This window comes from Pseudoalteromonas lipolytica (genome assembly GCF_900116435.1).
Classification (GTDB): Bacteria; Pseudomonadota; Gammaproteobacteria; order Enterobacterales; family Alteromonadaceae; genus Pseudoalteromonas; species Pseudoalteromonas lipolytica.
Genome location: NZ_FPAZ01000009.1, coordinates 206,321 through 231,674, shown reverse-complemented (window position 1 = coordinate 231,674; position 25,354 = coordinate 206,321). Strand labels below are relative to the sequence as shown.

At 36.9% G+C, this 25,354-nt stretch carries 21 protein-coding genes; all 21 read right to left on the bottom strand.

All coding sequences use genetic code 11. The features are described from left to right. Positions 1 to 273: 273 nt before the first annotated feature. Positions 274 to 1,182, bottom strand: coding sequence for a UTP--glucose-1-phosphate uridylyltransferase GalU (gene galU, locus BM378_RS11785; protein ID WP_074989259.1), 909 nt, complete (start codon positions 1,180 to 1,182; stop codon positions 274 to 276). Positions 1,183 to 1,534: 352 nt separating this feature from the next. Further along, positions 1,535 to 3,487, bottom strand: a complete 1,953-nt coding sequence (locus BM378_RS11780) for a polysaccharide biosynthesis protein (RefSeq protein WP_074989258.1) — start codon at positions 3,485 to 3,487, stop codon at positions 1,535 to 1,537. A 225-nt stretch (positions 3,488 to 3,712) separates the two neighbouring features. Next, positions 3,713 to 4,261, bottom strand: a complete 549-nt coding sequence (locus BM378_RS11775) for a sugar transferase (protein WP_074989257.1) — start codon at positions 4,259 to 4,261, stop codon at positions 3,713 to 3,715. 22 nt (positions 4,262 to 4,283) lie between these two features. Further along, positions 4,284 to 5,207 carry a UDP-glucose 4-epimerase family protein gene (locus BM378_RS11770; RefSeq protein WP_074989256.1) on the bottom strand — a complete coding sequence of 308 codons (924 nt, stop codon included), beginning with the start codon at positions 5,205 to 5,207 and terminating at the stop codon, positions 4,284 to 4,286. After that, the gene (locus tag BM378_RS11765) at positions 5,204 to 6,313 is read right to left on the bottom strand and encodes a glycosyltransferase family 4 protein (protein WP_074989255.1); all 1,110 of its coding nucleotides are present in this window, start codon (positions 6,311 to 6,313) and stop codon (positions 5,204 to 5,206) included. Before BM378_RS11765 ends, BM378_RS11770 begins: the two co-directional genes overlap by 4 nt. Before the next feature lie 78 nt (positions 6,314 to 6,391). Next, the gene (locus BM378_RS11760; RefSeq protein ID WP_074989254.1) at positions 6,392 to 7,486 is read right to left on the bottom strand and encodes a glycosyltransferase; all 1,095 of its coding nucleotides are present in this window, start codon (positions 7,484 to 7,486) and stop codon (positions 6,392 to 6,394) included. Between the two features lie 43 nt (positions 7,487 to 7,529). After that, entirely contained in the window at positions 7,530 to 8,645 is a 1,116-nt protein-coding gene (locus tag BM378_RS11755) for a glycosyltransferase (RefSeq protein ID WP_074989253.1), read from the bottom strand. Positions 8,646 to 8,728: 83 nt separating this feature from the next. After that, the gene (locus tag BM378_RS11750) at positions 8,729 to 10,153 is read right to left on the bottom strand and encodes an MATE family efflux transporter (protein WP_083422912.1); all 1,425 of its coding nucleotides are present in this window, start codon (positions 10,151 to 10,153) and stop codon (positions 8,729 to 8,731) included. Positions 10,154 to 10,164: 11 nt separating this feature from the next. Continuing rightward, a complete protein-coding gene (locus tag BM378_RS11745; protein WP_074989252.1) occupies positions 10,165 to 11,238 on the bottom strand; it encodes an EpsG family protein in 1,074 nt (357 codons plus the stop codon). A 79-nt stretch (positions 11,239 to 11,317) separates the two neighbouring features. Further along, a complete protein-coding gene (locus BM378_RS11740; RefSeq protein WP_074989251.1) occupies positions 11,318 to 12,232 on the bottom strand; it encodes a WaaS/CpsH family glycosyltransferase in 915 nt (304 codons plus the stop codon). 15 nt (positions 12,233 to 12,247) lie between these two features. Then, a complete protein-coding gene (locus BM378_RS11735) occupies positions 12,248 to 13,276 on the bottom strand; it encodes an NAD-dependent epimerase/dehydratase family protein (protein WP_074989250.1) in 1,029 nt (342 codons plus the stop codon). Positions 13,277 to 13,359: 83 nt separating this feature from the next. Next, a complete protein-coding gene (gene tviB, locus BM378_RS11730; RefSeq protein ID WP_074989249.1) occupies positions 13,360 to 14,640 on the bottom strand; it encodes a Vi polysaccharide biosynthesis UDP-N-acetylglucosamine C-6 dehydrogenase TviB in 1,281 nt (426 codons plus the stop codon). Between the two features lie 57 nt (positions 14,641 to 14,697). Further along, positions 14,698 to 15,531, bottom strand: coding sequence for a dTDP-4-dehydrorhamnose reductase (gene rfbD, locus BM378_RS11725; RefSeq protein ID WP_074989248.1), 834 nt, complete (start codon positions 15,529 to 15,531; stop codon positions 14,698 to 14,700). After that, positions 15,531 to 16,595, bottom strand: coding sequence for a dTDP-glucose 4,6-dehydratase (gene rfbB, locus BM378_RS11720; RefSeq protein ID WP_074989247.1), 1,065 nt, complete (start codon positions 16,593 to 16,595; stop codon positions 15,531 to 15,533). Before rfbB ends, rfbD begins: the two co-directional genes overlap by 1 nt. Positions 16,596 to 16,608: 13 nt before the next feature. Next, on the bottom strand, positions 16,609 to 17,154 hold the full coding sequence (gene rfbC / locus BM378_RS11715) for a dTDP-4-dehydrorhamnose 3,5-epimerase (protein ID WP_074989246.1): 546 nt from the start codon (positions 17,152 to 17,154) through the stop codon (positions 16,609 to 16,611). Beyond that, entirely contained in the window at positions 17,154 to 18,032 is an 879-nt protein-coding gene (gene rfbA, locus BM378_RS11710) for a glucose-1-phosphate thymidylyltransferase RfbA (RefSeq protein WP_074989245.1), read from the bottom strand. Before rfbA ends, rfbC begins: the two co-directional genes overlap by 1 nt. 217 nt (positions 18,033 to 18,249) lie before the next feature. Further along, positions 18,250 to 20,490 (bottom strand): polysaccharide biosynthesis tyrosine autokinase, encoded by a 2,241-nt coding sequence (locus BM378_RS11705; protein ID WP_074989244.1) that lies wholly within the window; start codon positions 20,488 to 20,490, stop codon positions 18,250 to 18,252. Between the two features lie 14 nt (positions 20,491 to 20,504). After that, positions 20,505 to 20,939, bottom strand: coding sequence for a low molecular weight protein-tyrosine-phosphatase (locus BM378_RS11700; protein ID WP_036973259.1), 435 nt, complete (start codon positions 20,937 to 20,939; stop codon positions 20,505 to 20,507). Between the two features lie 17 nt (positions 20,940 to 20,956). Next, entirely contained in the window at positions 20,957 to 22,072 is a 1,116-nt protein-coding gene (locus tag BM378_RS11695; RefSeq protein ID WP_074989243.1) for a polysaccharide export protein, read from the bottom strand. Positions 22,073 to 22,751: 679 nt separating this feature from the next. Next, positions 22,752 to 23,819: a UDP-N-acetylglucosamine--undecaprenyl-phosphate N-acetylglucosaminephosphotransferase gene (gene wecA, locus BM378_RS11690; protein ID WP_074989242.1), complete on the bottom strand. Its 1,068-nt coding sequence runs from the start codon at positions 23,817 to 23,819 to the stop codon at positions 22,752 to 22,754. A gap of 133 nt (positions 23,820 to 23,952) precedes the next feature. Beyond that, on the bottom strand, positions 23,953 to 25,119 hold the full coding sequence (locus BM378_RS11685; protein WP_074989241.1) for a nucleotide sugar dehydrogenase: 1,167 nt from the start codon (positions 25,117 to 25,119) through the stop codon (positions 23,953 to 23,955). Positions 25,120 to 25,354: the final 235 nt, after the last annotated feature.

The following is a 25,354-nucleotide window of genomic DNA, read 5'->3' as shown; positions in this document are numbered from 1 at the left end:
TCTCGTACTTCTCATTATTCCCTCTTTATAAAATAATGAGATAGTGAAATTGAACCACCGAGTACACCGAGGCGCTGCGCGCTACACCGAGAAAACCAATAAATGTATTTCTCTCCTCTGTCACTTCCTCTGTGCTCTTTGTGGCCTTTGTGGTGCGAAAAGATCTTTCAGGCTAAATAAATTTCACAGTAATACTCGTGGGGACGGCTTTTGGGCGTAAACAAAAACGCCTACATAATAGTAGGCGTTTAATCGTTAAAGTAGCAGCTGAAATTAAACAGCTTTTAAGTGGCTGCTTTTAGGCGCAACAAGCCCGTTTAAAAACTCAGAAAACTCAGAACCTAACTTTTCATCACGCATAGCGTACTCAACAATCGCTTTTAAATACCCCAGCTTATCGCCACAATCATGTGAACGACCACTCATGTGGAAAGCTTCAACGATTTCATGCTTCATTAGTTCGTCGATTGCATCGGTTAATTGAACTTCACCACCAGCGCCAGCGGGTGTTTTAGCCAACAACGGCCAGATAGCTTTCGACAATACATAACGACCAACAACGGCAAGGTTAGAAGGCGCATCTTCAACAGCGGGTTTTTCAACCATCGTTTTTATGGGTGCACTTTCACCCGCTTTAATTTTTACACCGTTTATGTCGGCAATACCATATTTGCTCACATCGTCAAACGCGACAGGCTCAAGCATAATTTGGCTTGCTTTTACCTCTTTAAAGCGCGTGATCATAGCTGCAATATTCTCAGTTTTTTGATCTGCTGTATACGCATCTAAGATTACGTCTGGTAATACAACAACAAAATCGTCATCACCAACAATTGGTTTTGCACACATGACCGCATGACCTAAACCTTTTGCTTCGCCCTGGCGTACATGCATAATTGTTACATCTGCTGGGCAAATAGAACGTACTTCGTCTAATAGAGTGCGCTTTACACGTTTTTCGAGTGTTGCTTCAAGCTCAAAGCTCGTATCAAAATGGTTTTCAATGGCATTTTTAGAACTATGTGTTACTAATACAATTTCTTTAATACCCGCAGCAACACATTCATTTACTATGTATTGAATAAGTGGCTTATCAACCAAAGGGAGCATTTCTTTAGGAATCGCTTTGGTCATTGGGAGCATTCTAGTACCAAGGCCCGCTACGGGGATAACTGCTTTCATATTTAGTCCGTTATGTATCTACTTAATCAACAATAATACCAAACTAACAGTACTAATGTAGATACAAGCTGAACACTTAACTTTCAAATGCTTAAAAATAAATCCAAAAATGCTGAATTTTTATACTGTGTTAATTAAATGCTTAATACGTCATTTAAATAAACATAATATTCACATTATAGATTTAAAAAGCATACTCAGCTTTAATTGGTATAGTAAAGAAAGGTTATTAATAGTAATGCCTTAACTGACGATTGCTAAAGAGTTTAATGAAGGTATTAAAGAAGGGGGATTTAGAATGTTTTATATTAATGCCTAACGCTAATTGAGCGCTAGGCATAGTTATGAGCGATTAGTTATTTAAGTTAATCACTTTAGCCGTAGTTTCTGGCTCACGCTTTTGTTGCTTCGCATTCCATACTAAGTCACAAATACCATCGGTTGGGTTAAAGCCGGTTGGCGCGTCTAACAACAACTGGCGAATAGTTTGGTGATCAAAATTATGGCAGGCGATGTCTAATGCTTCTAAAAACACATTTAACTCAGGTAGCGGTAGCATAACCTCGTTCGCTGTCATTATACGCTCGTGTGATGTTTTGCCAACATTATCGCCAATTAATAGCTCTTCAAATAGCTTTTCGCCAGGGCGAAGGCCAGTGCATAAAATTTCAATATCGCCATGCGGATTAGCGTCGTCTTTTACTTCGTAACCCGATAAGCGGACCATTTTAGTAGCAAGGTCTTTAATTTTAACTGACTCACCCATATCGAGAACAAATACATCGCCACCACGCCCCATAGAACCAGCCTGAATAACAAGCTGCGCGGCCTCGGGAATGGTCATAAAAAAGCGTGTTATATCAGGATGAGTTAAGGTTATTGGCCCACCCTCTTTAATTTGCCTGCGAAATAGTGGAACAACAGAGCCGCTTGAGCCAAGCACATTACCAAAGCGCACCATACAAAAACGCGTATTATGTTGCTTACCTTTGTTTTGTGCTAACCCCTGCAATACAAGCTCAGCCATACGCTTAGTTGCCCCCATTACATTGGTAGGGCGTACCGCTTTGTCGGTAGAAATTAACACAAAGGTTTCGACCTTCGCGTTGACCGCTGCTTTTGCAGCATAATAAGTGCCAAATACATTATTACGCACGCCTTCAACCACATTGTGCTCAACTAAAGGTACATGCTTATAAGCAGCTGCGTGATAAACCGTTTGTACACCAAATGCCATCATTACTGTTTCAATACGGTTTATACGTTGTACAGAACCCATAATTGGCACTAGTTTTACATCGAGTTGATTATGATTTATGTATTCAGAAAGCTCTTTTTCAATCGAATATAAACCAAATTCACTAAGTTCAAACAGCACAAGTTTTTTAGGCTGCTGTTTAACTATTTGCCTACATAACTCAGATCCAATAGAGCCACCTGCACCAGTAACCATAACTACTTTACCAGTAATATTGGCTGCCATAAGCTCTGGCTTAGGTGACACTGGGTCGCGGCCAAGTAAGTCTTCTATTTCGACATCTCTGAATTCAGACAGTTTGGCTTTGCCCTCTACTACATCGGCCATACCAGGGATCGACAATACCGTGACAGTTAAAGGCTCTAGCTGGGCTAAAATTTGTTTACGGCGGGCGCGGCTTTCGCTGGGTAACGCAAGCAATACCTTACTTACATTACCTTTATTAACTAGATCGTAAATGCCTTTAAAACATAAAACCGGAATACCCTGAATAATAGAGCCCTGTTTAGATTCGTCGTCGTCTATAAAAGCGCGAACATAATACTCTGGCCCTGTATTAAGTGCTGTAGCTAATTGGCGGCCAGCAGAGCCTGCACCGTAAATAATAATTGATTCTTTACTTGCTGTTGTTAATTTACCGATCATCGCGCGCACTAAAATTCGTGCCCCCCCTACAGTGAGTAAGCATAACCAGGCAAAAATAAACGGCATGGTACGGGGTATGGTAATACCAACAAAAAACGAAATTAACACTAAGGCCGTGGTAGTTATTAAAGTGCCTAACACTATGGCCCATACCGCTTGCGCATTCATGTAGCGTAAAACAGCGCGGTATAAACCTAGATTAATAAAAGCAAATAAAGAGGTTGGTAGTAATAGAGCTAACAGTAGCCAGTTATCGGTGTTATAAAAAGGCGATATGCTGTCAAGGCGCACAATAAGCGCAAGCCAAAAAGCCGAAATAATAAAGAATGAATCAATAAAAAGCGTAATCAAGCGCTTTTTTGCACGCGGTGCATTTAAAACAGAACGAATAAATTTATCCACAACAAGTTCCCTTTTTCGTTTTACTAACACAAGCATACCGCAGTATTGTTAAAACTAACTGACGCGCAGCTTAACAGCTGTTTAAAGATTGTAAATTATACTGAAAAAAAACAGCCAACACCAGAAACTAATACAATATCACTAGTCATTGATTTTTATAAAAATTTGATTTAGACCTTGGGCAAAAAGCCACTTGCACGACATTTATAGTCTAAGCTCTGATTACTATTTAACACGATCACCACTACCACTCCCCGTTACTGTCATTAAAATATATTTAAAATAGTTCGCTATTGTGAGGGTGTCGATCATTTCACGATCCGTTTTTGCGAGCAGTTCGGGTGTAGACATATCAATTTCGTTTACTTGAGCAAGACCTGTAATACCAGGGCGAACAGCATACACATTTTTAGCTTCACGTGCTGCTGTTAGCTCTTCTTGGTTAAATAAACCTGGACGCGGGCCAACCAAGCTCATTTCCCCTTTAAGTACATTCCAAAGTTGTGGTAATTCGTCTAACTTTGTTTTACGTAAAAAACCACCAAAAGGAGTAATAGATGCCGTACTTGCTAAGTGGCTAGCTACAGAGGCTGTATCAACCTTCATTGTTCTAAATTTTACCAGTGTGAATGGTTTTTTATTACGGCCTACACGCTCTTGCATAAAAATAGGTGAGCCGGTATCAAACAGACCAATAACGAATAAAACAATTAAAAAAGGTAATGCAAATAATAAACCAAATAAGGCAAATAAAAAGTCGAGTAAACGTATCATTTATATATCCATTAAGTATTTTTTAAGGCTTTTTCGCGGCAAGTTTAAAGCCATGTTCAACAGAGTATGGCGGAGACCAGTCAAGTGTATTTTTTGTATGTGTTATATCAAGCTGTAATGAGCCAGTGAGTCTATCTATTACATCCTGCTTACCTAACAATTTACCTACTAATTTAAAGCACCAAACTGGCACTGGTAGCGCCAAGTTTGGCTTGCATTGAACCTTTGCCATTAGCGCGACCATTTCTGCCGTTGATAAATCGTGGTCATCACTTACTAAAAACACTTGGTTAGCAGCTCTAGGGTGACTAATACACACTTGTATTAAATCAACTAAATTATAAACCGATACTAAGCTTCGTTTATTATTAATTAACCTAAATGGTAGTGGAAACCCTTTGTTTACCAACTTCATTAATGAAGCAAAATTTGCTTTAACCCCTTCACCATAAACAAGTGGTGGGCGAATTATAACAATCTCCATTCCTGTAAGTTTACCCAGCTCTAACAATTGCTGTTCAGCCTCAGCCTTTGATATACCATAAGGATCCTCAGGAGCAGGCCTATCACCTGCACAAAATGGTGAGCTATTTGTCGTACTTTCACCATTAACTTTTATTGAACTAACAAAAATAAAGCGCTTAACCCCTTCTTTTGCAGCTTGCTTAGCTAAGTTAAGTGTACCTACAGTATTAACTGCTCTAAACTCAATTAAGGGATCCGCTGAAGCATCATTCATTATATGCACACGAGCAGCTATATGGATAACACAATTAACATTTAGAAGTGCTTCGCTATAGTTTGCATTAGTATCAATGTCATGTTTGTAGAAATGACCTAACTCAGATACTTTCCTTCCTACTAAACTAAGTTCATGGTTACTATGTAATTGCATTATTAAATTGCTACCAACAAAGCCTGTATAACCAGTGATAAGTAACTTCAACGCCCACCTCTATAGATTGCAATATGTGTAGCAATAACATCATCGATATTAAAGCTTTCTTCTGCTAACTTTCGACCCGCTTGACCAAGCTTTTCTCTTAAAATATCATCATCTAATAGCTTGAATATTGCCTCCGCAAGATTATTGGAATCTTTAACTTTTACCAATAACCCCGTTTCATTTGGTTCAATAGCATCTCTGCAACCAGGAACATCTGTTGTAATAACAGCTCGGCCACATGCAGCAGCCTCAAGCAAGCTTTTTGGTAATCCTTCTCGATAAGATGGTAAAACCATGATATGTGCCTGAGGTATTACAGATTCAACGTTTTGCGAATATCCCCAATGTTCAATTATTCCACTATCAGTATAAGAAGCTAATTCATCTTCAGTTATTGAATTAGGATTATCAGGATCTAGATCACCAACTAGAACAAACCTCACATCTGCTGATTTTTTTATTATATGTGCAGCTCTGCAAAACTCTATAAGCCCCTTATCTTTAAGCAATCGAGCTAAAAACATAACTGTTTTTATGGTTTTTGGTTCGGGTATATATTTAAACTTATCTAAATCAACCCCTGAGCCTCTTATTAATAAGCTTTGTGAAGGCTGAATAATATTCCCATCAACAAAGATAGACTTATCATTCTCATTTTGAAAAATAACTAGCGTATCTTTTCCTAAAGCAAAACCATATAATTTTTTAATTATAAGCTTTAATAATTTAACTCTCGCAGAATTATCAATAAACACATAACCTAAACCTGAGATCGAAGCTATACGTGATTTTACTTTTAAGAGTCTAGTTATAATACCACCATACACTACACCTTTAATTGTAACTACATGACTAATGTCAGGGTTGACTTCTTTAACTATGTTCCACAACTTTTTAATAGTTGCTAGCTCAGTTAATATACTAGTTCCACTTCTTGATAGAGGAATAGGATGGACATGAATCCCAAGAGACTCTAAATAACTTTGTTTATTAGTGATCCCACATGCTATATGTACTTCATACCCTTTTTTAATGGCTTCAAGAGCTATTGGTAAGCGATGAGATACAAAGAACCAATCAACGTTTACTATATATAATAACCTCATTAAGCGTCCTAGAACTTATCCTGTTAGTTTAGCTATCAAGCTTGTAAAGTAATTTACAAACTAAAACCTCTTATCAATTTAAACATTTATATTGCTATAAACTGCGAGCCACTTTTTAGCAACCGTTCGTAAACTGTACTTTTCTTTTACTCTTAGTCGAGCCATAACGCCTAATTTCTGTCGTTCTTCAACTTCTAAATTTAATGCTTTTTTCAACGATATAGCAAAAAGTTCTGGATCTTCGGTCGGGACTAAAAAACCACACTCACCAATAACCTCCTTAACACCGCCACAATCAGTAGCAACAACTACACGCTCTGTAGCCATAGCTTCAGCAACTACTAGACCAAATCCTTCCCAAGCTGAGGATAAAGCATATACATCCGAAGCATTCATTAAATCAGGGATATCATTTCTAATGCCTAATAGCTTCACATAGCCTGTTAAGTTTAATTTAAAAATTAATTGTTCTATATCTTTTTTAAGGTCACCATCACCAACAATCCAAAGCTCTACATCACTTCTTTCATTACAGATCAATGAAAATGCATGCAAAAGATTGGGGTAATCTTTTGCTTTGTGAAAGCGACCTACTGAAAGTATTAACTTCTTATTCGTTTGCAAAGGCACCCGCGCTGCAGACCTTCTTTCATACGAAAAATAGAACTTATTTATATCAATGCCATTTAAAACAGTAAGCATAGTTCCTTTTTTCGCAGCACCGCGTGCTTCAAAATTATTTACAGCTTTATGGCTTACATTAGTAAATACATCACCCAAAAATGAAGTCGCTCTATAAGCAAACATTCGAGCCTTCCCACCATCGTAACTGCTATGAGATGTGCATACTAATTTTGATTGCTTGGCAAAAATCCTGCTTAATCTACTAAGTATAATTGAATGAAACATATGAGCATGTATAACATCAGGTTTCATTTTTTTGATTAGTTTTATTAAACTAAAAAAACCAAAAATAAATGCGAAGGCATTATTTTTATTGTTTCCTAAATCGATAACATCAAAATTTGGGCTTTTTAGGACAGTTGTTTTTTCGGATAGAAAGTATGCTAATTTTACTGAATGACCTAATTTTGTTAACTCATCTGCAAGATCTACAACCTGCCTCTCAGCTCCTCCAACACCTAACCCTGTAATTATAAATAAAATATTCAAGACAAACCCTTTATGATATTAAATATTAGCTTTAAAATGTAATTTACTGATTCTTGTACATAAAATTAAACATTAACTCTAATTGATTTTCAATTGTGTTTTGTTTTGCGTATTTATAACCTTCGTCTATAAGCTCTTTATAGTTAGTAGGGTTAGCATCAATCCTGAGGATGTTTTCGACAGCAGCCTCGGTATCGTCAACAGGAATTAAAATTCCTGCCTCTTTTAAAATTTCGTTGTTTCCACCGACTCCATCAAAAGCAATAGGTACAATCGAACGACACATCATTTCAGGTAGTGTTTTAGATGTACCTTCCGTATAACTCGGCAAAACAAAATACTTACAAGAACTAACTATATGATTAAACAAATTTCTATCCTTTATATGGCCATGAACTCGAATGTTATCAAGCCCTTTTTCCTTAACCATTAGAGTAAGTTCTTCCATTTTTGGACCATCGCCTAAAAAATGGAAAGTATAATGCTTAAGTTTCTTAGATTCTGCTAAAGAAACTACAAATGAAAAATTTTTAAGCGGCTCTATACGCCCTATAAAACATATTCCTAAATTATCAGATTTATCATAGCTAATTTGAACATCTGAAAAAGAGTGGGTCGTAGAATAAAAAGGGTGACCATTAAAAATAAGATTACTATACTTCCTCATTAAAGCATGACCAGTAAAAACAACTTTCTTATTTTTTATAAGAATACGTTGTATTTTATCTAGATGTTTCAATAAGAAAAACTTACTTGCATGGTTAAATCTAAGGCTTTCAACCCAATCACCTGCCATATAAAAACTATAAGAACCGTCACGTAACAAGTCCTTTACTATAAAATAAATTTGCAAAGTAAATATTGAAGGTATTCTAAATTGTATGTGATAATTATCACCACATAGAAAATATTTCTTAAAAGTTTCTCTAATCTTCTTACTATTTTTTAATATAAGCCTATTGTTTTTACTGTAAACAGGAAAGCCTTGATATTTAACACCATTCAATTCATAATCTTCTGGACTTGATGCTGATGAATAATAAGTTACACTATCATTATATAGCGTATACTTTTTCAGTATTTCATTAAGAGCGTTATTTCTACACCCAGCAAAAGGAACAACCTCAGGCTCTCCAACGACTACAAGTTTAGTTTTCATAAATAAAATCCGGCAAATCCAATACCATTTGTAATATTACAATTCAAAGTTATAAAAAATCATATAAACGTTAACAATATAAACTAAGCGCCATCCCGCTTAAAAAAGAGTTCCTTGAGCCTAAATATACTTTTTCTAGCCATAAAAATAACCAAGAGCATAAGAGCACAGTATAATATAAAGCTAGCATATTGGGAATACATTCTATTTACAAAGAGGAAGTAAAAAACAACAAAGACTTCTAAAAAAATACTTTTCTTTAAGTCAATAACTAAGAACCTCTCAATATAAAGTTCAAAAATAACAACTCTAAAAGCTGTAACAAATAAAATTCCATATAATGCCACTTCTAAGTCACCAATAACGAATACACTAATACTTGTAACAACTAAACTTACAATCACTGTTAAAAAGTTAACTTTTAATAGAACCTTTTCTTTTCTTAAAACTTTCAAATATGTATTAACAAGTAATGACATTTTCCCTTCAAATACCACTATTGGAAAAATAATATAAAGATAAATAAGAACATCTTTATAATCGACAAGCCAATATTTTAAAAAACTGGAAACAGGATAATAAAAAAACAAAAAGAATAACAAAAAAACACTCAAAGCATTACGCAAAACTTTATAAATAGCATTTAATTTTGAGCTATCTACTCTTCTTAAGAATGGAAAAAGCACTAACCCGATCGAATTTATAAAAATCATTACAAAGCCAGTAATGCTCAACATTAATGATATTTTACCAAAAACTACAACAGACCAAGCTACCTCTATAGCTAACCTGACATTCCCAATAATCATCTTGCTGGCTATGTTAGATAACATAAGCTTCACACCTACTTTTGCGTTCAATACCAATTGACCTAAAGCATGCTTTAAATCAAAATCATTGAAGCCTCTAAAGACTATATCTTTACAGTAATAAGATGCCAAAAATAAAGACAAAAACTTAGAAGTTAAATCAGCATAAATGAAAAACTGAAAGTTCTCGAAATTAAAAATTAATAATAAAAATACTGAAATAAGGAATGAAGTTCTATCAAAAATAGTAATTACTGAGTACTCTTTAATTCTGTAAGTGGCCTGTAGCGTAAAAAGAAGCATATATCTAGTATTAACAACAACCATACAAATTAAGGTCATATATATAATGAATTTCTTTTCATGCTCAAAATCGCTGAAAGTAAAAAAAATTAAAGATAAAAAAGCTAATATCAATTGAAACACAAACAACAAATAATATTGAGAAAAAAATGATTTTTTATCTATGGAACAATAATCAACTCCTCCTACTCGCAGATATAGCCCATCATTAATTCCGAAGTGCATAAAACCGACAAACATTGTGTAAAAAATATAAAGCTGAAAATAACCATAATCAGCCACCCCAATATATTTTGGTATTACCAATATTACAAAAACAGAAATCAACAAAGATATTAAATTTGAAAAAATAACAAAAGCAAAATTCTTCATTAATTGAGCATATTTATAAAACACGTTCTAAGGCCTTAACCGTATGTATCAATTATATTTTTTACATTAAAGAAAGGAACAATGATATCTTCAACGTGTTCCCCAACAAAAAATGTGTAGTAAAAAAGAAGGAACTGAATAAGAAAAGACCCAAAAATCAAAAAATAAAACCTGTGACTTTTAAGGCTGGAATTCACTATTAAATAAGATAAAAAAACAAAATTTATCATCATAATCCCTCGCCCCAATCTAAAAAATTGTAAATTAAACATATAAAGAGGGAAATATATAAACGATATTAGATTAACTATTAACATTAATTCAACCGTATTCTTAAAGTGAATACTATCAGATTCTTTTCTCATATTATTTAGATACAGCACAATAGACAAACTTAATACATGAGCCATAACTGGATATAAAAAGCCAAACCTAACCTTACTGGCACCATACTGACTTAATCTATCGCTGTTTTCCGTTGCAAGCTCCATCAAAGACTTAATAAAACCTAAATTATTTCCAAACATAAAGATAAATATACAACTGAACAAAGTAACTACTGCAACACATTTAACTATTAGTCTTTTATTCTTGAAGGATATTAGTAACAAAGGAAGATACGCAAACATACTCACATGTATAGTTGAAGCAGCCAGTACAAAACATACAAAAACTATCTTTCGGGTTTTGATTTCTGAAAAAGCCAAATAATAAAAACCAGTTATAACAAGACAAAAGGCCAGATAACTTCTTATTTGCTCTGTATCTATAAAAATAAAAAACAAACAATAAAAAAGAAGAAAAAGATAGCTAGCTCTAACAGAAAGCTTATTTACAACTTTATCCACAAGGAAAATAGCTAAAAATGAAGTTATATAGCGAAACTCTATATAATCAAGACTAAATACATGGCCTATTCTTTGCAGTAGGTCATACCCTTCCTCGTAACTTCCTTCCCCAACTAAAAATGGGGCATTTATATACCTAAAGTAATAATTATAAGTATCGGGAGTCTCAGGAGCCCGCCCTATTAAGTATGCGATTAAAACTAGCAAAAGTATTTTAAATAGTGGAATCTGCTTTTCAATAACAGAACCAATTATGCACATAAAAATACATATAAAATATATAAATTCAATCATAAATCATAAATCAAGCCGTATTGAAATATATTAAAAATCATCTGTTTCACATGAAAAACCTTGCTAGCCAAGCATCAAAATCATATTTATTAACAAGCTCTTTTGGTAGAGGCTTATAAGGAGAATTAATAAACTCGTTTATATTAGAAACTTCATCGTGTTCAAGGATAAATATATTCTCTTTCCTATAAAAATCCCTTTCTATAATACTCTTGTCATTCGTTATTAACTTACGCTCATAAAAAATAGATTCTAAAGGCCTCAAGGTCAAACCTGACTGGTTCTGAGAAACAACATCCAGTATCGCTCTTGACTGCAATATCTTATGAACAACGTCATCATAACTCATCCTATCCTGATAGATATCGTTTTTAACTTTAACTTTAGCTGTATTAGTAATATTAAAAAAAACTCTAGCCCCAGCTGAAATAAACGATTCTTTTGCTTTTATTAAGTAATCAAGCCTACCCTTGTCACCTCCTACAAAGAAGATATCGTTATCAAGCCTTTTATTTAGCGCAGCAAAATGACAGTTAGAAAAATAATATTGAGTATTATGGGGAATATTATATTCTTCAGAGTCTTTTTCATCAAAAGTCCATACTTCGCAATTCAAATGACTGAAAGCATCAAGAGCAATTGTTTTTATAATAGGGTTCCAATACCAGACTATTACCCTAGCATCAGGATGCTCTTTGTTAATAAAAGCAACAACTGGGGGAGTCAACTTCGATGCATGTATTATAATTGTATTATATTTTTTTAACTTTTTGACCCATTTCGAATTAAGCCATGGCCTGATAGTTATTACAGGAAACTTTATAATTAAACGTCGAAAGGCTTTTAGTATTTTTGAGTGATTCTTATAAACCTGACTTACATCAACTCCTCTCTTTTCTGCATTTTGTGCATGAAACTCTCTATCATTTAACCACAAAAAAAGAATTTTGCTTTTTTCCACTTTGACCTCAGCGCGTTATGCTTTCAAAAAAACTTTATACCAAGGCATCGCTTTACTGATTCCTTTAAGGATTGGATACTCAGGCGAGTAGCCTAATTTATTTTCTGCTTTTTTTATGTCTGCCTGAGAGTGCCGTACGTCTCCAGCCCTAAAATCGCGATATATTGGTTCTTTCGTCGAGTCAAAATCACACTCTTTTAGTGCATTCTGTATAGCTACATATAAATCATTAAGGGTGGTTCGGTCACCCACTGCGACATTATAAACGTCATCTTTTGCTCCATCCGGAGCTGTTGCAGCCAAAATATTCATTTGCACTGTATTTTCGATAAAACAAAAGTCGCGGCTTGTTTCACCATCACCATTAATATATACATCATCGCCTTTAATCATCGCTGCAGTCCACTTAGGTATAACCGCTGCATAGGCACCATCAGGATCTTGACGCTGACCAAATACATTAAAATAGCGTAATCCTATTGTTTTAAAACCATAAGTGCGGGCATATACACCGGCATAAAGCTCATTTACATATTTAGTTACTGCGTATGGTGATAAAGGGTTACCAATATTTTCTTCAACCTTTGGTAACGCTGGGTGGTCACCATAAGTAGAGCTACTTGCTGCATAGGTAAAGCTTTTAACATTCGCTTCTTTTGCTGCTTGCAGCATATTTAAAAAGCCTGTGATATTTGCTGCATTAGTTGTAATTGGGTCTGCAATCGATCGCGGAACAGAACCTAACGCAGCTTGATGCAATACATAGTCAACATTATGAGCTAAGGCTCTTTCGCAATCTTGATAGTTACGAATATCACCTTCAATAAATTTGAAATTTGCCCAGTGTTCAGCTGAAACTAAACCTTGCACTTCATCCAAGTTATGCTGATGGCCCGTTGCAAAGTTATCTAGCCCTATTACTGTTTGGTTTAGTTTTAGTAAATGTTCTAATAAGTTTGAGCCAATAAAACCTGCAACACCAGTTACTAGCCATATTTTTGGTGAAGTGCGTAATTCTGTTTTGATTTGTTCGTAACGAGTCATAAAAATCCTTTGAAAACTGGCATTTAAATTCAGGTAAAACTGGGGCTAACGCCCCAGAAATTAGATTATAAATTAAATAGCTTTTATAAACGCATATCTACACTTTGCTTAGGAAGTACATATTTCAAGTCGTAAAGCACATGTTGCTCTTTACCTAACGCTCTAATTTTTTCTGCACCCATCTCTTTAAATTCGTTATGCCCAACAGCCAGCACTATTGCATCATAATAATTTTGCTTATGCTCAGCGGTAAGCGATAAGCTATATTCGTGCTCAGCTTCTTCGTTAGAGCACCAAGGGTCTACAATATCTACATTAATGTTGTACTCTTTAAGCTCGCTTACAATATCTACGACCTTTGTATTACGTAGGTCTGGGCAGTTCTCTTTAAATGTTAAGCCCATAACTAATACGTTAGCGCCTTCTACTTGAATACGCTTCTTAAGCATTTTTTTAACGAGTTCTGATACTACATGTTTGCCCATGCCATCATTTAAACGACGGCCTGCTAAAATCATTTCTGGGTGATAACCTACACTTTGCGCTTTATGGGTTAAGTAATACGGGTCTACTCCGATGCAGTGCCCCCCCACTAAACCAGGGCGGAAAGGTAAAAAGTTCCATTTAGTACCAGCTGCTTCTAATACTTCGAGTGTATCAATGCCAAGCTTATTAAAAATAATTGATAACTCATTAATTAAAGCAATGTTTACATCGCGCTGAGTATTTTCAATAACTTTAGCCGCTTCAGCCACTTTAATTGAACTAGCTTTATGTGTGCCCGCTGTAATTATTGATTTATAAAGCTGATCAACCAACTCAGCAATTTCAGGAGTTGAGCCACTTGTAACTTTTAAAATATTTGTAACACGGTGCTCTTTATCACCCGGGTTTATGCGCTCTGGTGAGTAACCTGCAAAAAAGTCTGTATTAAAAGCTAAACCAGATACTTGCTCTACCACAGGTAAACATACTTCTTCTGTGGCTCCAGGGTAAACAGTAGACTCATAAATGATAATGTCGCCTTTTTTAACTACTTTACCCAACATTTCACTTGCTTTAATAAGCGGAGTTAAATCTGGCTGTTTATGTTCATCAATAGGTGTTGGTACTGTAACAATATACACATTGCACGATTCTAAATCGGATACAGTATATGAATACTTTAAATTTTTAGACTCTTTTAACTCTGTGTCACTTACTTCAAGCGTAGCATCATGCCCTGCCACTAATTGTGCAACGCGATTTTGATTAATATCAAAACCTAATGTTTGGTATTTTTTACCGAACTCTACCGCTAAAGGTAGACCAACATACCCTAAACCTATTATGCCAATTTTTAGGTCCGTTAATGAATCGTGCATTTAAAAACTCTCTTTAATCTATTTAAAATTAGAAATATTATTAAGTTAGAAAAATAACTAAGACAACATTGAGCTCAAATACTCACGCCAATGTACTCCATTATCACCTTTCAACATCAAACTAAACACCGGTCGCTTGGCAGGGGTTGGGTAATTACTTGCTGGGATCGGCTTTATTGGTATTTTTTTCTCTAATTTACCTGCATCATAGGCTATTTCTTGTATTGCCACAGCAAAGTCATACCAACTTGCTACACCTAAATCACTATAGTGATAAATCGGCTCCAAGCTTTCCAGCACAGCGAGCTGCCATAAAAATCGCGCAAGGCCTCTCGCGTTTGTAGGGCACCCTATTTGGTCGCTCACTACATTTAACTCATCCTTTTCTGCCATTAAACGCAGCATTGTTTTTACAAAGTTATTACCGTGACTCGAATAAACCCAAGATGTACGAACAATTGCTGAATTTTCAGGGCAATACTTCGCAATAGCTTGCTCACCTGCCAATTTAGATGCACCATAAACATTGATCGGGTTTGCTTTATCGCTCACTGTATATGGCTTGTTTTTACTACCATCAAACACAAAGTCCGTCGATATATGAATGAAACGGATGCTATGTTTATGTGCTGCTTTTGCTAAATACTCAACAGCTGTCGCATTTATTAGATAGGCGTTATCTTTATCTGATTCTGCTTTATCTACCGCTGTATACGCCGCGGCATTTATAATAACCGCAGGTTGAAACGTACTTATTACCGCTTCAATGCTATTTGGGTTAGTAATATCAATATTTTCGCGGCCAAAAGCCTTCGCATGTATATGACTAGGGCAAGTTTGCTGTAGCTCCCATGCAACTTGCCCATTTTTACCAATAATAAGTACTTTCATTAATTATTGCCTAAACGCTCACGCTGGTAAGAGCCATCTTGCACATTTTGACACCATGCTTGGTTCTCTAAATACCATTTAATGGTTTTTAAAATACCGGATTCAAACGTTTCTTCTGGTTGCCAGCCTAACTCTTTATTAATTTTAGTTGCATCAATTGCGTAACGAACATCATGTCCTGGGCGGTCTTTTACAAATGAAATGAGTTCTTTAAAGTCATTTAAATTTGCAGGCTTTTCTTGGATTAATTCATTAAGGTGATTACAAATAGTCGTGACTACCTCAATATTTTGTTTTTCATTAAAACCACCTATGTTATAAGTTTCACCCAACTTACCTTCAGTAACCACTTTATAAAGTGCACGGGCATGGTCTTCAACATATAACCAATCGCGTACTTGCTTACCATCGCCATATACAGGCAATTGCTTACCTTCTAAAGCATTCAAAATAATTAATGGAATCAACTTTTCAGGAAAGTGGTATGGACCATAGTTATTTGAACAGTTAGTTATAACAACCGGTAATTGATAGGTTCGATGCCAGGCTCTAACTAAATGATCCGAAGCAGCTTTTGAAGCCGAATAAGGCGAGCTTGGTTCATAAGATGTTTCTTCTGTGAAAAGGCCTGTTTCACCTAGGTCACCATAAACTTCATCTGTCGAGATGTGGTGAAAGCGAAATTGTGCCTTCTTGTCATTTCCTAATCCAGCGTAATAACTGCGAGCAGCTTCAAGCAATTCGTATGTTCCTACTACATTCGTTTGGATAAACTCACCCGGACCATCTATAGAACGGTCTACATGACTTTCTGCTGCCAAGTGCATTATAAAGTCAGGCTGGTATTTCGCAAAAATAGAGTTAACATGTTCGCGATCACAAATATCACCTTGTATGAAATTATAACGAGTACTACTTTCTATTGAGTTTAAAGATTCGAGATTGCCCGCATACGTTAACTTATCGAAATTAACGACTGTATGTTCGGTTTCTTCAATTAAAAAGCGCACTAGCGCTGAACCAATGAAGCCAGCACCACCTGTGACAAAAATTGTTTTATTCATTTTACGATTTCTCTTATAAGGCTGGGGCATTCGCGAGTAATAAACCAGCTTGATCTTTTGCCGACAATAAAGGCGCTTTACCATCAACCAATGGCCACTCAATATTCAAGGCTGGATCACTCCAAATAACACTCTGTTCAAATTGGGGAGCGTAATAATCGGTGCATTTATACACAAACTCAGCACTTTCACTGGTTACATAAAAACCATGCGCAAACCCTGCTGGCACCCATAATTGGCGTTTATTATCACTGTTCAATAAAACACCAATGTGATGCCCAAATGTTGGGCTATTTTTACGCATATCAACTGCAACGTCATAAACCTCACCTTGAGTCACTCGAACTAACTTACCTTGGGTTTGCTCTGTTTGGTAATGCAAGCCACGCAATATGCCTTGCGCTGATTTACTGTGGTTATCTTGTACAAATGTGACATCAGCGACTGATTCTCTAAACCAATCCTCTCGGAACGTTTCTAAAAAAAAACCACGCTCATCACCAAAAACTTTAGGCTCTAAAATTTTCACATCGGGAATAGCTGTATCAATAATATTCATTAAAACACCTTTTGCGAAAGTAAATTTAGCAAATACTCACCATAACCACTTTTGCGCAAGGGTTCTGCTAACTCACGTAATTGTTCAGCACTTATATACCCCATACGATAAGCAACTTCTTCTGGACAATTCACTTTTAGACCCTGCCGTTTTTCGATAGTTTCGATGAATTGAGCTGCTTGAAGGAGGCTGTCATGTGTACCCGTATCAAGCCACGCAGTACCACGGCCCATAATCTCAACATTTAATGTTCCTGCTTTTAAATACTGCTCGATAACATCTGTAATTTCTAATTCACCACGAAGCGAGGGCTTAACATTCTTTGCATATTCAACTACTTTATTGTCAAAAAAATACAAACCAGGCACAGCGTAGTTCGATTTAGGTTGCGTGGGTTTCTCTTCAATAGAAATAGCTTTACCTTCGTCGTTGAATTCAACAACACCATAAGCTGTAGGGTTAGCAACATGGTAGCCAAATACAGTACCACCAACTTCTCGAGAGGCTGCATTTGTTAGTGACTTAACTAAATCATGGCCATAAAAAAGGTTATCACCTAAGACTAGAGCAACATTGCTATCACCAATAAACTCTTCGCCCAATAAAAATGCTTGAGCAAGACCATCAGGTGAAGGCTGTGCTACATATTCAATATTAATACCCCACTCTCGGCCATCACCTAGTAACTCTTTAAAACGACTTTGCTCTGCAGGTGTGGTAATTATCAAAACATCTTGAACACCTGCATTCATAAGTGTAGCGATTGGATAGTACACCATGGGTTTGTCATAAACAGGCATTAACTGTTTACTTACTACTTTTGTTAGTGGGTATAAGCGGGTGCCGCTTCCACCCGCCAAGATAATTCCTTTAGTCATTTAAATACCATACTTTTCAATTTATATTAGAGGGCGAAAATACTATTAATCAACAAACCTAAAGCCTACCCTCTAATAAACTTTATATATTAAAAAACTTTTAAGCATTAGCTAAACTAGCATTTATATATTTCGCTTCAGAAATTCCGTTCAAGTATTTTCATCCAAATCAGAAAATGCTGTTTAACTATTGTATCGCGACATAAAACGCTATTACTTAGTTACCCGACTTATACTCATAGTTGTAATAACCATAGTAACCGTAGGCATTACTGGCTTTACGTAATACGCCGTTAAATACTACGCCTTTTACGTCGATACCATTTTGCTCAAAGCGGTTACGGGTTAGCTCTATTTCGCGCAAGTGGTTTTGGCCAAAACGAGTCACCAATAAAGTACTGCCTGCATGAGCACTGACTATTGCAGGGTCTGTTACCGCTAAAATAGGTGGCGTGTCTATAATTACAATGTCGTATTTACTACTTACCTCTGCCACCAGCTTACTAAAGTTAGTGTGCATTAACAGCTCAGATGGGTTAGGCGGTATTTGCCCACGGGTTATTACATCTAGCCCCTCAACCTGTGACTGCTTTGTTACTTGGTCTAAATTTAAACGGCCCGATAAGTAATCGCTTAAACCGTTATCCCATTGCATATCAAACTGTGTTTGTAAGTAACCTTTACGCATATCGGCATCAATAATGAGTACCTTTTTATTGCTTTGTGCCAATACTGTTGCCAAGTTAACCGATATAAACGATTTACCTACACCTGGGCTCGGGCCCGAAATTGCAATAATATTGTTTTTAGCTTCCATCATCGCAAAGTGTAAGCTGGTGCGTAAGCTACGCAGTGCCTCTATCGAGAGGTCGGCTGGGTTATCTACCGCCAAAATCGACTTCGCTTTTGCTCGGCCTTTACGCGCGCGGCTAAAGCCAGTAAGTTTATCTTGATAGTCTGAGTAAGGTACGCTTGCATACACAGGCAGGCCTATGCTTTCTATTTCGCTTGGGTCTTCGACCCCTTTATTAATCGCTTTTTGTATTAATACAATTGCAACGGCCAGCATGCCGCCTAGCATGGTTGCCATAACGACAATAAGCGCTTTTTTAGGTTTTACTGGCTTAGAGCGATTAACCTCAGCCGTGTCGATTATTCTTACATTACCCACAGTGCCTGCACGTACAATATCGAGCTCTTGCGTTTTGCCCAGTAGCATGGTGTAAATTTGGTTGCTTACTTCAACATCGCGCTTTAAACGTAATAACTCTTGCTGGGTTGAAGGTAGGTTTGTTACTTCGCCAGTTAGGCTTTGTTTCTGTTTTTCTACCGCAGCAATTTGCTCTATTACGCCTTGGTAGGTTGGGTGGTCTTTTTTAAACTTACGGCCAAGTTCTAAACGCTTAAGCTCGAGCTCTTGCAGTTTTGTTTCAAGCTCAACTATTTGCTCAAGTACACCTTGGGTCTCTAGGGTAATATTGACTGACTTTTGCTTTATTTGGTAATCGTTAAAGCGTTGTTCTGCAAACTCAAGCTGCTTTTTAACCTCAGGCAGTTGTACCTCTAAAAACTCCAGTGATTTTTGTGCCTCGGCGCTGTTTCGGTCGATATTGCGGCGAACATAAATAGCCGCTACTTTATCGAGTACTCTTTCGGCATAACTTGCATTTTCACTTTGTAAACTAAGGTTAATAATGCCCGAGTCTTTGCCTTTTTCGCTTGCGCCAATCGCTGCTTGTAAATCTAAAATGGTATTTAAACGGTCGCGTTTAGTAATTAAAAACTCCGTACCCGGGCGTGCATTAATGCTGCGTATTGTTAGGCTAACAATACCATTACTTAGCTCTTTACCTACAGCACCTGTTAGCAATGTGTCGCCATCGGCATTTTGTAGCTCAACTCGGTTATTTTGTGTTGCAACAATAATAAACTCTTGCCCAATATTATAGCTGGGTACATCGAACCTAAATACATCGATACTTTCGCCGCCCCATGCGTAACTGCTGGCACCAAAGCTTGGCTCGGCTAATTGGCCTGGGGTCTGTGGCTTAAAGCTTCTAAATGCTTTATTACCAATAAACGGGAAAAGCTTTGGTTCAACCACTACATCAAGATTTAGCGAGTCAACCGCCTCACCAATCACCGAGCGCGATTTAAGTAGCTCTATTTCGGTTACTGCTGCCGAGGTGCTTTCGAACATACCGCTCATGTCGTCAAAGCCCGGTACCGAGGCACTGCTGTCTTCAACTTGTATCATTGCACTTGCTTGGTAAACAGGCGCGGCATACAACGCATAAATAACTCCAGCTACCATAAATAGTGTGGTTATTAATACAATGAAATATTTACGATCGATTAATGCGCCTAACAGCGCCATTAAATCTATTTCTTGCGAATTTTGTGTGTTAGTACTACCTGATTTATTACTACCAGACAGAGTTGTAGGCTGAGCATTCATTAATGCAGGTTTCCTTATAAATACTTTTGCCAAGCGCTGCAGGCGCTATCGATTAGGTCATACACATGTTTAAATGCTTCTTCGCTTTGGCGATAAGGATCTGGGATCTCTTTATCACCAATCCATTTACCTAGCAAAAAGGTTTTGCCTCTGGCTTGTGGATAACGTGAACATAAATCATCTAGGTGGCGTTGTTCCATGACTAAAATAACACTGTTTTGCATAACCAGCGACGAGCTAATTTGTCTGCCAGCATGAGCCGCCATATTAATACCGTGCTCAAGCGTTATTTTTTGTGCCATTGCATCGGCTGGTTTACCTTCAAGTGCAGTTAAGCCAGCCGAACAAACAGCAATATTTTTACCGTGTAACTTACTTTTAAGTACATACTCTGCGGTTGGGCTACGGCAAATATTGCCTGCACACACCACTAAAACTGAGTCAAACATACTTATTAATACCTTTATTAATTTGCTGTAATGTCATCAAACTGTTCAACCGTTGAGATTGATGGTAACAACAAGCTTATTACGCGGTTCCAACGAGCTAATGGTGCAGCTGTAACGTATACAATGTCGTGTGGTTGCAGCTCAAATTGCTCGGCAAGCACTAACGCAGCAACATTTTTTGCATGAAGCTGGTATACATCAGCAATAATGCCGTCGGTTTCGAGGTTACGTTTACGAAGTACAAAAATACCGTTTGCATCGGCTGTTGCTTCGCGTATGCCGCCTGTGTCACTTAATGCTTGGGCTAAATTTAAGCCATAGCGATCAACATTAACAGTGCCCGCTTTTTGTACATCGCCCATTACGTATACTTTTTGTTTGTCGTCGCGTGCAACATGCACAATGTCGCCATGCTGTAACAAGCGATTTTGAGAAATATCACCGTGCGCATAAAAGTCGTCTAGCTGAATTTCTTCGGTTTTATTACCACGAGTAAACGTTACAGTGCGCCAGTCGGCACGCTCAGTTAAACCACCCGCTTGGTTTAGCGCATCGACTAATGTAAGCGGTATTTCGGTTACTGGGTATACGCCTGGTTTTGCAACTTCACCGGTTACATAGGCTTTTTGGCTTCTAAAGCCCACTATTTTCACGTCGACTTGAGGGTCTTCGATTACGCGGCTTAAACGCTTAACGAGGTCTTCACGTACTTGCGAAACCGTGCGACCAGCGGCTTGAATATTTGGTGCATAGGCATAGGTAATCGTGCCATCGGCTTGAACTCTAAAGCCATCGAATTCAGCAGTACGTTGCACTGCAGCAGGTATTGTAAGCTCAGGGTGATCCCACACACCAATTGTAAGCACATCGCCCACACCTAGCTTGTACTCATAATCATTTAAATCAACACCGGCTAAACTGTTTGGTTGTTTAACTTTTTTATGATTTGCTTTTTGTTGATTTATTAATGAAGAATCAATAATTTGAATATTGACCTTTTCGAGATCTTTTTCTAAATTTTCAACTTGGTCACCAGACTCTATTCCTTCATAGTGACTACCTGGAATAATCGTACAACCACTCACTGTGATGATAGACAAAGTTGCTACCAATACTTTTATATTGAACGCCATTCTTCTTCCCAAAAGATTGTTGTATTAGATTAACACTTGCTAATTTAAGCTGGCTAATTAAAGCATGACGGCTTGTTATGCGCAAGTTAACAGCTCTTTAAAACAGTGCTGTTTACGTATTTTTACTCGTTCACATGTGAATATGAATGCACCATGAATAATAAATAATCCAAAGTCATTTCTTTGTCTTACTTTTAACAAAAAACGTACTAAATTTTATTTATTTGAAATCATTCGAGATAACATTTTCATGTCGCAACGATTTAATTTATGAGGGCGTATTGCATGGTATAGTTTTTGTAATTCAGTGCTTTTACACTGTCCATTTACTGCGGTACATCCTTTAAACAGGCGAGATTATACATACAAAAGTATGGAAATCAACCCCGTTCCACGGGCTACGTCATGTTGGTAGGGCCATTAAAGAGGCCGCCACTTAATTACTGCATTTAAATTATGACTGTTATTAAGGTCAGCCCGCGCATACCTTTGTGCGGAGAATAAACTTGTAAAGTGTGGTTTATTGATTAAAATGAAGTTAGTACAAAGTGTTATGCATAGATGAGTCAAGGATGACCGCACTAAATTGCTCTTTAAAGTAAGAGCAATTTTCCCCTTACCCTTTTCAAACACCAACAAAACCGCTGTTTGAGTTATTTCTTAATTTTGAAAAAATTTTTTAGCGTGCTCTTTTAAGTTTACTTTTTACTCGTCTCATAAAGGTAAGTACTTTCCATATGTGTGTAAGTAAGTAGGTATAAATTAAAAAAGTGGCAATAAACACAATAAAACTTACTGTTTCGCTAATGTGCTCTAAAAATATACCTAAACAGGTCATCCCAAGAGACATCATCGCAATAAGTAACAGTGTTTGTTTTGGTGAGGCACCGGCACGCATAAAAATATGGTGTAAGTGCTCGCGGTCTGGTTTAAACGGAGAGTCGCCCTTTTTAACTCGACGAATCATAATCGCAGCCATGTCGATTAAGGGTAATGCTATTATCCAAAGAGCAGTTACGGGCGCTAAAGCTGGCGTTTCTGATTGCGTGCCAATACATAACAGCCAAATAATTGTAAAACCGATTAGCATACTGCCTGCATCGCCCATAAATATTTTTTTATATTTTTTAAATGGCCAACTTAAATTAAACATTAAGTATGCCACTATAGCGCCTACATAAAATACACACAGTATGTACCAGTCTACATTGGCTCTATACAGTAATATGGCCAAAGCCGAAAACGCGATAAGTGATAAAAGCCCAACTAAACCATCGATTCCATCAACCATATTAAATGCATTAATACACCCAACAACCGCAATTACCGTAAATACCACTGAAAAGTTACCAAGGCTAACCCCCGTATCACTAAATAAGTGGCCAAGTGATACCAGTTTATAGTCAAGCAAAAAGATCATTGCTAATGCAATGCCTACTTGCACTATAAGCCTAGGCTTTACCGGAATGTCTTTGTAATCATCAATTACGCCAACAAACACCATAAGGCCGGCAAGTACGATATAAGTAAATGTTTCTACTGTTATAGGTAGCAACCAAACGGCACTAATACTGATCCCTAAAAATACGCACACGCCGCCTACTAGCGGAATAGAACCTTCGTGCAATTTACGATGATTGGGTTGGTCAACTAGGCCACATTTAAAGGCAATTGGTTTGGCCAACCAAATAAGTGCGTAGGTCAACAAAAATGCATTAAAAGAAAACAGCAAAAAATCAAATGACATTACTAAAAAAATCCCTTCTGGGTATGGCTATAGCTAAATTTTTACGGCCGAGAATTATATGACAAATTATGTCCCTAAACCAGCTCGACCGTTACTTTTAACACTCTATACGCTTTAATACGAATACTTGAGTTTAGTCACTACCAAATAAGTCTCGTGTGTACACCTTAGGGAGTACATCTTTAAGTTCACTAACAAGTCGATTAGTTATAATTACATCAGACAGCGCTTTAAATTCTGTTAAGTCATTAATAACTTTAGAGTTAAAAAAGTCACTACTGTGCAAAGTAGGTTCAAAAACAATTACCTCAATTCCTTTTGCTTTTATTCGTTTCATTACCCCTTGAATCGCAGAAGCCCTAAAGTTATCTGAGCCCGACTTCATCACCAGTCTATAAATACCCACCACTTTAGGGTTACGCTTTAAAATTGATTCTGCGATGAAGTCTTTACGTGTTGTATTGGCATCCACAATTGCGCGAATCATATTATTTGGCACATTTTTATAATTAGCCAGTAATTGCTTCGTATCTTTAGGTAAGCAATATCCGCCGTAACCAAATGAAGGATTATTGTAATGCGTGCCTATACGAGGGTCTAACCCTACACCTTCAATTATCTGTTTAGAGTCAAGTCCATGACTTTCAGCGTAGCTGTCTAATTCATTAAAATAAGCCACACGCATAGCGAGGTAAGTGTTAGAGAACAATTTGATTGCTTCGGCTTCTGTTGAATTTGTAAAAAGCATATCTATATTTTCCTTTTCTGCACCTTGTGCTAACAAATTAGCGAATACTTTTGCTCTTTCGCTCTGTTCACCCACAATAATACGTGATGGAAATAAGTTGTCGTGCAAGGCTTTGCCTTCTCGCAAAAATTCGGGCGAGAACAGTATATTGTCTGTTTTAAACTTTTCTTTTACCGAGCAGGTATACCCTACAGGTACTGTCGATTTAATAATGATTGTCGCAGTAGGATTAATGTTTAATACATCGCCAATCACTGACTCTACTGTGCTGGTATTAAAGTAGTTTGTTTCGGGGTCGTAGTCAGTGGGGGTTGCAATAATTATAAACTCAGCTTCGTTTAAAGCTTCGTACTTGTCTGTGGTCGCTATAAAATGAAGCTCTTTATGCTGTAAAAATTCTGAAATTTCAGAATCTACAATAGGTGACTGCCTGTTATTTAATAGTCTTACTTTATCTTCATCTATATCTAATGCAACAACGTGATTGTGTTGAGCTAATAACATAGCGTTTGATAAACCAACATATCCCGTACCTACTACAGCAATTTTCATGTAACCCCTTTAATATTAAAATACACCAACATTTTACAAATAGTTTCAAACACCCCAGCAAACACAGTATTAAAAGTTCGCTTTTCAGCGGGTCTTAATAAGTTATTATGACTAAGGTTTGTGCATCAACATACTCAACAGCAAAGGCCATCTGTATCTGTACCTTTAGCAACGCAGCGCACTTTTTATCACATAGCCATAGAAGGTTCTATGATCAAAATGAAAAAACAGCGAT

Bases quoted from the DNA above. Each gene is read 5' to 3' on its own strand.
- BM378_RS11775 (WP_074989257.1), bottom strand. From the start codon at position 4,261: ATGATACGTTTACTCGACTTTTTATTTGCCTTATTTGGTTTATTATTT.
- BM378_RS11765 (WP_074989255.1), bottom strand. From the start codon at position 6,313: ATGAGGTTATTATATATAGTAAACGTTGATTGGTTCTTTGTATCTCAT.
- rfbA (WP_074989245.1), bottom strand. From the start codon at position 18,032: ATGACTAAAGGAATTATCTTGGCGGGTGGAAGCGGCACCCGCTTATAC.
- BM378_RS11705 (WP_074989244.1), bottom strand. From the start codon at position 20,490: ATGAATGCTCAGCCTACAACTCTGTCTGGTAGTAATAAATCAGGTAGT.
- rfbD (WP_074989248.1), bottom strand. From the start codon at position 15,531: ATGAAAGTACTTATTATTGGTAAAAATGGGCAAGTTGCATGGGAGCTA.
- BM378_RS11685 (WP_074989241.1), bottom strand. From the start codon at position 25,119: ATGAAAATTGCTGTAGTAGGTACGGGATATGTTGGTTTATCAAACGCT.
- BM378_RS11700 (WP_036973259.1), bottom strand. From the start codon at position 20,939: ATGTTTGACTCAGTTTTAGTGGTGTGTGCAGGCAATATTTGCCGTAGC.
- wecA (WP_074989242.1), bottom strand. From the start codon at position 23,819: ATGTCATTTGATTTTTTGCTGTTTTCTTTTAATGCATTTTTGTTGACC.
- rfbB (WP_074989247.1), bottom strand. From the start codon at position 16,595: ATGAATAAAACAATTTTTGTCACAGGTGGTGCTGGCTTCATTGGTTCA.
- BM378_RS11735 (WP_074989250.1), bottom strand. From the start codon at position 13,276: ATGACTCGTTACGAACAAATCAAAACAGAATTACGCACTTCACCAAAA.
- tviB (WP_074989249.1), bottom strand. From the start codon at position 14,640: ATGCACGATTCATTAACGGACCTAAAAATTGGCATAATAGGTTTAGGG.
- BM378_RS11755 (WP_074989253.1), bottom strand. From the start codon at position 8,645: ATGAAAACTAAACTTGTAGTCGTTGGAGAGCCTGAGGTTGTTCCTTTT.
- galU (WP_074989259.1), bottom strand. From the start codon at position 1,182: ATGAAAGCAGTTATCCCCGTAGCGGGCCTTGGTACTAGAATGCTCCCA.
- BM378_RS11695 (WP_074989243.1), bottom strand. From the start codon at position 22,072: ATGGCGTTCAATATAAAAGTATTGGTAGCAACTTTGTCTATCATCACA.
- rfbC (WP_074989246.1), bottom strand. From the start codon at position 17,154: ATGAATATTATTGATACAGCTATTCCCGATGTGAAAATTTTAGAGCCT.
- BM378_RS11745 (WP_074989252.1), bottom strand. From the start codon at position 11,238: ATGTGCATAATTGGTTCTGTTATTGAAAAGCAGATTCCACTATTTAAA.